This window comes from Microbulbifer jejuensis, assembly GCF_047289955.1.
Lineage (GTDB): Bacteria > Pseudomonadota > Gammaproteobacteria > Pseudomonadales > Cellvibrionaceae > Microbulbifer.
In genome coordinates this window covers 20,507-32,825 of sequence record NZ_JBLBUB010000039.1, presented here as the reverse complement: position 1 = coordinate 32,825, position 12,319 = coordinate 20,507, and the positions used below count along the sequence as shown (strand labels likewise).

At 52.6% G+C, this 12,319-nt stretch carries 5 protein-coding genes; all 5 read right to left on the bottom strand.

All coding sequences use genetic code 11. The annotated features are described in order from the left end of the window. The coding region (locus tag ACL7TT_RS18975; RefSeq protein WP_413397784.1) for a fibronectin type III domain-containing protein at positions 1-764 on the bottom strand (764 nt) is incomplete at its 3' end. Between the two features lie 1,715 nt (positions 765-2,479). Beyond that, entirely contained in the window at positions 2,480-6,442 is a 3,963-nt protein-coding gene (locus ACL7TT_RS18970) for a fibronectin type III domain-containing protein (RefSeq protein ID WP_413397783.1), read from the bottom strand. Positions 6,443-8,214: 1,772 nt separating this feature from the next. After that, a complete protein-coding gene (locus ACL7TT_RS18965; RefSeq protein ID WP_413397785.1) occupies positions 8,215-8,370 on the bottom strand; it encodes a transposase in 156 nt (51 codons plus the stop codon). A gap of 300 nt (positions 8,371-8,670) precedes the next feature. Beyond that, the gene (locus ACL7TT_RS18960; protein WP_413397782.1) at positions 8,671-11,451 is read right to left on the bottom strand and encodes a TonB-dependent receptor; all 2,781 of its coding nucleotides are present in this window, start codon (positions 11,449-11,451) and stop codon (positions 8,671-8,673) included. A 171-nt stretch (positions 11,452-11,622) separates the two neighbouring features. Further along, a complete protein-coding gene (locus ACL7TT_RS18955) occupies positions 11,623-12,318 on the bottom strand; it encodes a gluconate 2-dehydrogenase subunit 3 family protein (protein ID WP_413397781.1) in 696 nt (231 codons plus the stop codon). Position 12,319: the final 1 nt, after the last annotated feature.

Below are 12,319 nucleotides of genomic sequence, written 5' to 3'. Positions count from 1 at the left end.
ACCTTGTAGCGGTAGGTGCCGTTGCCAATACCGGTAAAGTCCTTGCTCAAGCCGGCCCCGTTATACTCCACAGTGCCACCTTCGTTGACAAGTTGGTAACGGGTGGCAAATGGTTTGCTGTTCCAGCTCACGGTGTATTTGCCATCAAGGCTATTGCCGGGAGAGACGCCGGGGCTGGGCACACCGGGGCGGAAATACACTTCCAGATTACCACCCTCCCGATAGGAAGAGCAGAAGGTGGCACAGGCGCGCACCCTGAATCGGTAGACACTGCCATGCTCCAGATTGTCAACACGGGTACTGGTGGCACTGCCGGAATAAATGTTACTGGACCAACTGCCGCCATCTTTGCGCTGCTGCAGTTCGTAGCGGGTGGCGCCGCTGCTGGCGGCCCAGCTCAGATTGGCACTGCTGGAAGAGACATAGTCGGGCACGCTGATTGAGGCGGGTCGTGGAGGTGGCCCAACAATGATCGGTCCTCCCATCTTGTAACCACTGCACATATTGGGGGTACAGGCCCGAACGCGATACTGATAACTGCCTGCAGAGAGGCCTCTCTCATTAACACTGGTGCCGCTGCTATTATAAATCCGGCCCCAGGGACCGCTATTGAAACGGCGATAGAGTTCATAGCGATTGGCACCGGAACTGGCAGACCAGCTAACGGTAAAGGCGCCGTCCAGATCAGCACTCGGATAGCTTAAATTTGCGGGCGTGGAGGTGACGGTTACTGATTTACAAGCATACTTTATTTCCGTTTTCAAGTTCTGCCTTAAACCAAAGCCACTGGGTCCAGATGCTTTAACACACAAAGAATAGGTGCCATCTTTGGTTAAATTAACGACTCGCGAGCCTGTCAAGGGGGGGTAGAGGTCAATGACCGTCTCGGAACCATTATAAACTTGTACAATGGTATAGCCTTCGGATCTGTTCTCGCCAGATGACAGTGCATATTGATCCCAGCGAAAAGTGGCTGCACGACCCGAAAGGCTAACCACAGTAGTAGGCAAATCAACTCTGCATTGACTCCACCGTTGGTTTCCAGGCTGCGGTTCAGAATCCAGTATACAACCGGCCATAACCTTCTCTGGCAAGCCAATTAAAAAGGCAACCCCAATAATTGCGAACCAGTTCGCAAACCTCAAATATCCAGTCATACCCCTTTTTCCTTAAAATTTTTAATCACGAAAATGCAATAATGCATCCGATTTTACGTACACCCAGTAACTTGAATAACCGCACCTTTCGGCCAACTTCCACAGAGATTTAATACATTTCCAGTTTTCTGATGGCAAACGCTCTTCGCTTTACCTCTGGCAATCCATCAGCTTATATCGGTAACCTTGCCGTAGGCACATGCTTGATACGCTCAAACATTCATGCCCGCTCATTCTATTTGTATTATGCAAAGTACCACTTTCTTCCATGCCGCAAGAAGGATACTCATCCTGTCATTTTTGAAAGCACAGAAACCCATAGAATTTAGGAGGATCTAACTACGGCAACGGATGAATCAATACATCTTGCCAAAATTTCTGAGGCTTTCGCACTCGTCATACACGTCACCTTATTTTAAATAAGGAGATACAGTTATCCCTGTGCAGAATGATGATTCCAGCCTGCAACATTAGGCTTTCACCTCACTGACACCAGCCTTTAGTTTTGGTTACAGCACTGTTTTTAGTACTGTAAAAAAATGACTCTGTCAATTTTCCTTTCTGGCTTCATCTCTTTTATACCGGCAGTGTTCACACTCAGCATTCCAACCTTATCTTCAAGGTTAAAAAGCGGAATCCATGGCCTACCTGGCACCACAGTCCATGAATCACAAAATGACCCAATCGACTCTTACCCGAATCCCACTCCTATACGAAAAATTTTACTATTTTTTACAGAACCAAATTAACTTTAGCTCTTGCCTTATAATTAATTTTTATAACACAACCTTCCCCCGCAAATCAATAACGTGCCAATACAAAATCCACATAATTTGATTTTTATACCCGCTCAAACTGCGCAGGCACCCAATACCAGAATTTCTCTTTCAGCAGATTTCTGATGCTCGCCACTGAAGGGATGAATCAATATTGTACCGGGCTCCAATATTCTTAGCCGAATCAATGATTTGAATATTGCAAGAAGAGTTTGAGATTTGGCAGCACTCAACTCAATGAGTGGCATTAATTAAAATATGTTTATTTCAGCGTGATTCAACTGTGTGAAAAATCTGCGTCACAAGAAGCATTATTCCACTGCAGAGCAGGTGGAATTTTCAGCTGATTAAAATCGGCATGAAACTGGGCAATGCGCATTAAATAGATTTTTGGAGCATTACTTTTGGGATCACTTCATACACTTTCTATCAGTATGCTTATACAGCTCTGCGGGCATGGTGGTTGCGACAATCAAACAGGCGAAAGAAGACCTGTTTGATTGCCGGACCCACCCTGCTTGGAACAGGAGATACAGGCTTAACCCATCACTCCGAAGTTGCCTTGTGCAGCGGAGCAATCTTGCGCAGCAACAGCGGGCCGCCGGGACCGTCATCGTCACAGGTGTCAAAGTTCCTGGAAATGTAGCGGTGATTAAAGACCAGTTCTATATCCTGCATCGCGCCAATGTCCACCAGTGGGCCAAAGCGATCCGCCAGCTTGATCGACAGCCGCCAGCCGGTGGCGGCCACACTGCGCTCTTTGAAAACACTGGTGACGGTGGAACTGGAACCGGGCTCACTGCTCAGCACATCCAGGTCCGCCGCCATGGATACCCGGTAACTGTCACGGAATGCTAGCTGCGAACCCTCCACGGTATTCCAGAAACGCGTGCTATAGGTCACCAGCTCATCCGCAATACCCACACCGTCTTCATTCACCACCAGTCTACCCGGCGTCTTGCTGCGCACCACACTGGTACCGCCGTAGGTGAGGAAAGCCGGTGTCTCGGTTTCACTGCTGCTGGAATAACTCGCGGGGATATTGAGCTCAATGGTCTCGATTTTGTCCAGGTAGGTGCCGCCGGTAGCCAGACAGGCCAGGTCGCCCGTGCCCGCCACCACCGGGCCGAGGAAGAAATTGCTGCGCGGCAATTCTTTCACGGTACTGAACTCCACCGTTACCCAGGTATCGCTGCCAAAGTTGCGCGACAACAGCTGCAGCTTTGCATGGAAGGCCTCCTGCGGGCTTAGGCGCGGGCCATCCGCCTGGGCGGGGTCGGGGTGGGGATAGGTTTGCGCGATACCCCCGATGGTATCCACATAGCCAAACACATGATCCTTGATGGAAAAGGTGTCCGTGGCCTGCTGGGTGCCGCTGAGATTGCGCAGCTGGTCGAAAGACAGCATTTCACTGTGGAAGTCCCGCAGTTCCTCCGCATTGCGCAGGGTGTACACCGCCTCTTTCCTGCCCCGGCTAACCGGGCCCACAAAGGGCTCCTGCCATTTGTATTCCAGTGCGCTGGCGGCGTAGAACAACCATTTCTGCGCTTCCTCAAAGTAACGCTCCGCGCGCAGCATCTCCGTGGTCAGGCGGCTGCCGTGGATCGGATCGGCAAAGTAGCGCTCTGCCAGGTTGCTGTTGGCGGTAAACATCTGGCTCACCACCCGCTGCGCCTGGTTGAGCATACCCGCCAGACGTTCGCTCTCCTGCTCCAGCGTCGCTTCCGCCTGGGCGATATCCAGGGCGATGGTATTGGCCTCCAGCCACATGGTGCGCACCCGCGCTTTGCTTTCCACATCCAGCAGCCGGTTGGTGCTGTCATTCAGCGCAGCGCGCTCCTCCGCCGCCAGACGAATACTCTCCGCTTCCAGCTTGCCGACCTTTTTAATACTTTTGATATTGCGGTTGTTCTCCATCACCTGCTCTGCCGTCTGGGCCACCTGTACCCAATTGCCCGTGTAAAAGGCTGCCACAGTGGAGACCACTGTTTTAAAAATATTTGAGCGCTTTCTGGATTGCTCCGCCTCTTTGCGAACCTTGGCAATCTGCTGTGCAATCGTGGCCTGCTGCGAGCCGTAATCCAGGATGATTTTCGACTGCCCGTCGACAATGCCCTCTTCCGCCGCGCGTCGATCAATTTCGATTTCAATCGCAGCAAGCAGGTTTTCCATACTCTGCAGATTGCGATCCAGAGCGATCTGGGCGATATCGATATTGTTCGCCTGCAACGAGATCTCACTGCCTTCCAGTGCCTCTTCGGTAGCGATTACACAACTTTCCTCAAAACAATTGTCTGGAAAGTCCACCCCGAGCAAACTGAACAGCCAGTTGCCCAGTTGCTGGTGGCGATCGGTGTACTCCGTGGCCAGGATGTCGGCGCTGTGGCGGTAGGTGTCGTAGCTGGTTCTCGCCGCGGCCAGGCTGCTCTGCGCTGTGGCGATGGGACCACTGCTGTCATTGCCGAGAAAATCACTCAGTGCGTTAAAGGAATCAAACTCGGTATTGCCGTCAATGCCGTAGCCCTGTACCAGCAGCACCGCATCCTGGGGCAGGCCCAGAATATTGGTGTCGCCGGCAAGCCAGTTCACGGCATTTTCCAAATCGATAATATGGCTTTGCCATGCAGACACCGCTTCGGGCAGACCGGAAAATCCCGTTACCTGGGTAAAGTCGATGCCCGGGAAAATCGCGCGCAGAGACTGCTCCCTGGCCACCAGATCGCTGCGCAGCGTGTTCATCTCCTCGGTCAGCTGCGCCAGTATTGTAGTATTGGTCTGCCCCGCCACTACCGCCAGGCGCGCCTGCTGTACCTTGGTGGAGGCCAGCCTGCCCATCAACTGATAGAGCATGGTGACATCCTTGTAGCCGGTAAACAGCCGCTCCGCTGGAGTCACGTCTTTCTGCGCCAGGTCGTTGGGGTCGTAGTAACGCGGGCTGATTTGCCCCCGCGAGGCCCCCCACTGGGCCAGGAACTCCGGAGCATACTGCAACAGCGAGTCGTACTGCTCCAGGGCGTCATCCAGCAGCTGATGTGCAGCTTCGATATACCCAACCTCGACACTCACCGCTTCGTTGCGCAAACGGCTGATGCGGGCTTTATCCAGGGCCTCATTGGCCAGGATCATCTCCGCCACTGCGCGATCATAGTAGACGTCCAGGGTGAAACGCTGCAGGTTTTCATTGTCCGGGAAGTGCGTCAGCTGCTCGAAAATAAAGGCTTCCACCGCTGTGGCGCGGTTGCGCTCGGCAGTGTCATACAGGGAGGAAAACTCTACCGTCGGCTCGCCACTGGCAAAGCGGTTGATCACCGTATTGGTGTTGGCGTCGACGATATACATCAAATCCAGGTAACGGAATGCAGCCTTGTCCCGCGAGAAGATACCCTGGGCCGGATTTTCCTGGGCCGCCGGAACAGCGTCGGCCTCGTTGTAGTAAAGCTGCTTGCGAATCTGTACCGTGGGGTCCACTTCCAAAGTCACGCTATAGACATCGCTATAGGCCGATGCACCCGCCTGGTTGACAGCCTGCACACGGTAGTCATGGGTGCCGTACACCGGCGACGTGGTGTTGTTATAGTGATAAGTACGAACGGCACCGCTGTACACCGTTTGCCAGCTGCCACCATTCAGGCGCTGCTGCAGGCGATAACTGTCGGCCCTGTCGGCTGCCGGCCAGCTGACCGTGTAGGCCTCACCGGTGGAAGACGGCAGCGTGATATAGCTCGGGGACACCGGCGGCTGCAACCGGGCCACGGTGACACAGGCTTCCGGTGAATAGCCGGATTGATCCGTTGCGGTCTCCGCCCGCACTCGGTAGCAGTGGCGACCATCACTTAAATTACTGAGCATGTGGCTGCGGGCCGGACCCCGGTAAACTTGGTTATTGTCGCTATCTATCACCTTATAGTTAACGCTGAGCCCACCCTTGGTGATTTTTGTCCAGGTGAGTGTCAGCTTGCCGCCAATATTCGGTGTTGGCTGGGTAATCGATAGCACCGGCTTGCTCACATCGCGATTCACCGTTACCTCAACCAGGGAGGAGTAGGCCGAGCAGGTGTCCTTGGCATTGCAGGCGCGCACCTTGTAGCGGTAGGTGCCGTTGCCAATACCGGTAAAGTCCTTGCTCAAGCCGGCCCCGTTATACTCCACAGTGCCACCTTCGTTGACAAGTTGGTAACGGGTGGCAAATGGTTTGCTGTTCCAGCTCACGGTGTATTTGCCATCGAGGCTGTTGCTAGGAGAGACGCTGGGGCTGGGCACACCGGGGCGGATATACACTTCCAGATCGCCACTCTCCCGGTAGGAAGAGCAAGCAGCATTGCAGGCGCGCACCCTGAAACGGTAGACACTGCCGTGCTCCAGGCTGTCAACACGGGTATTGGTGGCACTGCCGGAATAAATGTTACTCCAGCTGCCGCCATCTTTGCGCTGCTGCAGTTCGTAGCGGGTGGCACCGCTGCTGGCGGCCCAGCTCAGATTGGCACTGCTGGAGGAGACGTAGCCGGGCACGCTGATTGAGGCTGGTCGTGGAGGCGGTACAGCGACAGTAATTGAAGGGCTGTAACGCCAATCACTATACTTGGAGGTACCACTGATCGTTACAAATGCGCGTACACGGTATTTATAAGTTCCATTTGCCAGCTTACCAGAACCCGGTACCTTTATAGACCGGACTCCCGTATTGGCTGCGGAGTAGATTTGCGACCAGGTACCGCTGCTACTGCTACAGGAACCCTTGCATTGAGAGACTTGGTATCCGGTTACTTTTGGCGGTGTACTTGAGGCAGCCCAATTGAGATTAAATACCCCATCCTTGTCTGCACCACTTTCATTGTTGGAAAAGCTGGTACTATTCGGGCTATTAGGTTTTCTGACAACCTTAATTTCGTTGGAATAGATCCACCGCCCTCCGTTAATATCACCAAAATAAAAATGCTTTATTCTATATTTATACACTGCTGAATCTTTCCCAGAAAAGTTTACGTTATGATTTCCTGGAGCCCCACCACCAATAGCTACGTAACTGCCGCCATCCCTGCTTTCTTCAATCAATATCTCACTACAATAAGTAAAAAAAATACTAGGCAAAGAATACCCTAACGTATAACTTCCATCTGTATCCGATGTCGGCAATGTAACCCCGCTGACTGATGGCGCACTGCCCGTGCATCCCTCATCTGGCGGTGGTGGAACGGCAAATACCAAATTTGAAAATGCTAAAAGTATAATAAAAGTAAATCGAAGCTTGATCCTGTCCATATTTTAATAAACCCTATATAAATTCAACCAATTTTCAAAATACTATTAGTGCAGCTTTAGCAACTCCAGCCTGAGTCTAAGCTGAAAAAATCTTACGCGAATCGTGAAATATTATACAGAAGGAGTGTGCAGTTGCACTTTCGTCTTCATCTGTATCTGCATCCCTAACTGGTGCGATCGATCCATAAAAAGCCACATTAAATTTATCATTTCTGTAAAACTTTAGCCACCACCACATTGATCCGCTTCTGAATTGCATCCAATTTCAGTTACTTGGTCTTTTGCGAAATATCCTCGGCCAAAATACGCTCGTGCCGTTTGCGCAATTCGCTCAGGCGCCTACTGGCTTGACTCAGTGGACGGCGCTGAGCCAGCTTATCGCGATGCTCAGCGACAAACTCTACCCTATTCCTTCCTCGTAAATTCTTCACACTGGCCGCCAGCTAGTTCACTTTTTTCAAGCATTCATGCTATTCAAGGCACAAAAAGAGAAACCTATGGCCTACCCGACAAGCTGGCCCGTGAACCACAAAGTGGTTCACGGCTTCGCAGTCACAGCATCGCCACACCAAACAAAGCTGCATACCTTTGTACACTGTACTAAAAACATCACTTTATTCGATTAAATTTTATTATTTTTAATAACATTAAATCACTTTTGGCATCCACCCTATAATGAATTTTTATACCATATCCTTTCCTATTAAATCAATAAAACGCCATCACAGAAACTTAACTGTATAATTTGACATTTTATACCTGCTTAGAACACACAGATTCAATATTTAAACTTTTTCTGTAAAGAGTCTGACAGCACGATTTGGGCGATTTCTTGTAGTGGGAAACGAATTGGTCAAATAGCACTTTGTGAAGGTTGGCTGCCAGAGAGCGTTTCTGCTGTTGCTCAAACCGACACACTGGCAGGCGTTGGGAGCGGGTTTGGAGGACACTGTCGAAGCGCAGCTGGTCGTGATCGTTAAGACCCACAAAGTCGAGAGCAATTGCCAGCAGCCTCTATCGCACTAGTTGTTCGGGGCTCTGTTCAACTCGGCGGGATCTCGTAGATCATAAACGACACCCGCAACGGAGCGAGCCAAGCCCAGGCGGCGGTCGCACTTTCTCAGGAGCAGCAGGCCGGCATTGGAGGTCAAATCACCGCCAGTGAATTCTGCGGTGATTTTGCGACGGGAAATAAAAAAACACTGAGTTCAGGCTGGTAGCATTTTTGCACGCGGAATTTCTTATTGGGCTACTTTAAACACCAGCCATGATGTGACTTTCCGCTGTTTTTGTATCTGAAGTCGTGCAAAATCCGAGCTAGCATAGAGATAACAGCGCGCAATCAGGGCGGTAAATATCACGCCAGCATAGGCACTATCGAGCAGCCAATCAATCGATAAGCCCCATGGCCCGTTTACCGCTCAACAGGGTTTCAAAACCGTGTGAACAAAAAAAACTGCCCACACGGCGCCGGGACATCAGAAACTATACGTCAGACCCAGGTAGGCGCGGCGACCGGAATAATAGGAGCCATACACCCGGTTCTTTTCCCCCCAGTAGCGGTCCACCTTTTCCTCGGTCAGGTTGATAATTGAAGCGGAGAGCACAAGGGAGTCCATCAGGGTATAGGATGCGTTCACATCCACCTGATCGTACTCATCGGTAAAGGTATTGATACCGTTGTGGAAACCATCTGCATAGGCGCTGCGATAGTTGTAGGAGGCCCGCACACTGAAGTCGTTGGTCTCGTAGTACACCGACAAGTTGTACTGGTCTTTGGAGGTACCCGCAATCTCTGTTTTGGATTTAACCCCTTCGAGATCAATCTCCGCCAACTCTGTATCCGTATAGGTGTAGTTGGCAAGCACCCCAAAACCGTTATCAAAGGCATACTGCGCAAACAGTTCCACACCCCGGGCAGTGGCATCGGTACCGTTGAGGGGCATATTCATGGCCACCTTCACAGTTTCACCTTTAATTTCCCTGGTGACTATGGAGCTGCCGTTGATCACGAAAGAGGCGATATCCTTCTGGAACAGGGTCAGTCCCATTGCCGAGGCATCGTCGAAATACCACTCCAGACCCAGGTCAAACTGATCCGCATTGTAGGGTTCCAGTTCGGCGTTGCCCGCATAGCCAGTCCTCGGGCCTGGCGACGGCAGATTCGGATTGTTCGGATCGGGTAGCGGGGCGTGGATCGTTTCAGAGCCACCCAGGTCGGAGTAATCCACCCGCGCAATTACCCGTGCAAGAGCTGCACGCATGACCAGTTGATCGGAAATATCCCAGGCAATATTGGCGCTCGGCAGAATATCGGTGTTGCTGCTATCGCGAACATTGGGCTCATCCTGTAGCTGCCCCTCGATATTATCAAAGGTGCGCGCATACTGTTGGGTCTGCACCGCGCGAATACCAAAGTTTCCGCGCAAAAAGGACGAGGCGAAATTCTGCTGTACATAGGCCGCGGTGACTTCTTCGCCAATGCGATACACCTGGTTCGTCTCAATAAGCACCGTAGGATCACCGTAAGTCTCATAGAGAAACGCTTTCAATTTCTCAAACTTCAGGTAGGCAAAGCCGGGCACATTGACGCCGCCAATAATATTGTCGAGCGGGCCATCCGAAAGAATATCGATGGTATCCGGCACGCCACTGGGATCCGTGTGGAAGGAGTCGTCCGGCCACCAGGGATAACAGGCACCGTCGACACCACCCCAATTGATGGTCGGGCAAGGGGGCTTGTCATCGTCCCAAGCCTGCCTAGTAATCCGCCGGTTAATTTCGTGATCGCGGTATTTCAGTCCCAGGTCCAGGGCGCTGAACCAGCCATAATCCATATCAATGGATACATCCATCTGGTAGTAGTTTTCCTGATCTTCACTGCTGGCCCAATGAGAAGAGAACCAGTCGTACAGGGGATAGGTATTGGGGTCGCCCAGATCGGCACTGGTATCAATCTCCGCGGTGCCACTGCTGAGATCCCAGCTCCAATCAGTCACGGTACCATAGCGCGCGTTCACCGATGCAAACAACTTCTCAGACGGCCCCCCTTCCGCGCCGGTATTCCCTACAACCAGGCGCAGGCTATAACCATCCCCCTGATAACTGACATTGAAATCCAGGGTATCGGAACTGTATTTCGCGCGCGTGTAGTCGCCGGCTACCTGCGGCGACTGCAATTGTGTCTGGCCCCTGTCCAGCATGCCGATGCCGAGCAAGGTATCGCCATCCTCATCAAACTTAAGACCACCAGGGGCAATGGCATCACCATAGTTCCACTCAGGAAATACGATGCGATAGTTTTCTGAATTGCCCCCCTGTTCAAAGCGAAAATAATTGAAGCCGAATTCCAACTGCTCCAGCGGGCGCCACTGGGCACTGAACTGCATTCCCTCGCGGGTGCGCGCCTCCTCAAAGACACTGCCCACCACGGCCCTGGGGGCATAAAAATCCCGGTATTCGTTACCGTCGATATCCACCAGGGAACCTCTGGCCTCTGTGCCCTCCTGCGGTGCTTCATCACCCTGCCAGCCCCAGTTTTCTACCGAGGTGCTAATAACGCGGTTCTGGCGATCCTGCCTGGAATAGCCAAACAACACACCAACGGTCTCCTGATCATTTTTCCAGGAGTAAAAACCCGTGAACTGGGGCTCATACTTCCGGGTGACATCCGCATAAGTGGTCTCCACGGCTACCCTACCCTCTCCCGCATCCAGATCCAGGGGCCTGCGGGTATGCAAAACCACGGTACCGCCGATTCCCCCTTCATCCAGTTTTGCTTCGGGACTCTTGTAGACATCCGCGCGGGAAATCATCGCCGACGGCAACAGCGTATAGGAGAAAGACCGTGACGGATCATCACCCGGCGTGGCGATATAATTACCGTTCAGTTGGGTGAAGGTCAGCTCCGGCGCAGTACCGCGGATACTGACCCGCGCGCCTTCCCCGCCACTGCGGACGATGGACACCCCGGGCACCCGCTGCAGGGCGTCCGCCACGTTTTTATCAGGAAATTTACCGATATCCACAGCGGTAATTGAATCTACCACCGCGTTGGAAAAACGCTTCACATTGAGATTTTTCTCCATGCTCTGGCGAATACCCAGTACCACCACTTCCTCAAGGGCCGGGCTCTCTGTTGCTTCCTCCTCCGAACTCTGCGCCTGTGTTATACCGACAATACTGCACAGCACCAGCACACTGGCGGATGTACGCAATAATTCCACTTGACGGTTTGTTTTTAGGGATTTTTCTTTCATTGCTCAACGCCTCTTTTATTATTGTCCGGGCCTCCCGCTCACCCTCTCGACCCGGCATGCTTCAATGCCAAGCTATCGGAATAAGCCCCGGCTTCGGGTCTACCCGTCCCTGGTTTACGTTTTTTTAAATGGCAACCCGCTTTCCCGCGGGTTGACGCCATAGGGGGGTACTCAGCTATCCAGGCCGAGTCGCTTTAGTACCTCGGGCGGTGCTCCGGGGAAGCTGGCCATGGGCCTGTTGCCCAGGTAGCCGATATCCGCCATACCTTCCTCGGTGGTGTAGAAAGCGGTTGCCGTGAGAACCCTGATCTTGGCAAAGAAACGCGCGCCAGCCCGGAACTCCGGCTTTGCGGTGCGGGTCCACCTGATGTCTTCACAGATCGCGGTTTTTTGGGATTCACTCAGCTCGATAAAGGGCGCATCGAACCTGCGCCTGGACTCCCCATCCAGCCAGACAACCCCGCCACGCACGGTGACAAAGTCCGCTTTGTTGTTGGCATAAGGCGCACTGACATATTCGTTGATGTAGTTCTGTGCCCCCACAGAGGAAGCGCTGGGGGAGATTTCATCTGCCGGGATAATCACATCGCACAGAGCCGCCAGTACCGCCAACTCGCCCGCATCCAGCTGCATCTCCCAGGGCACTACTGGATTGAGCAGATCCGGGTCTGTCGGGGTTCCCCTGGCCAGGGTTTGTTTTGGAGCATCCAGGTTTTTCACCGCGGGTTTTGCCGCTGGCTTGTCCTCCTCCACCACCACCTTTTGCGCGACCTTCTCCGAACAGCCAATCACCGGAACTGCAGCGGCGGTGGTCGCGATCAAACGCAAGACATTGCGGCGGCCCAGGTTGGTTTTTTCCTCGCTCATA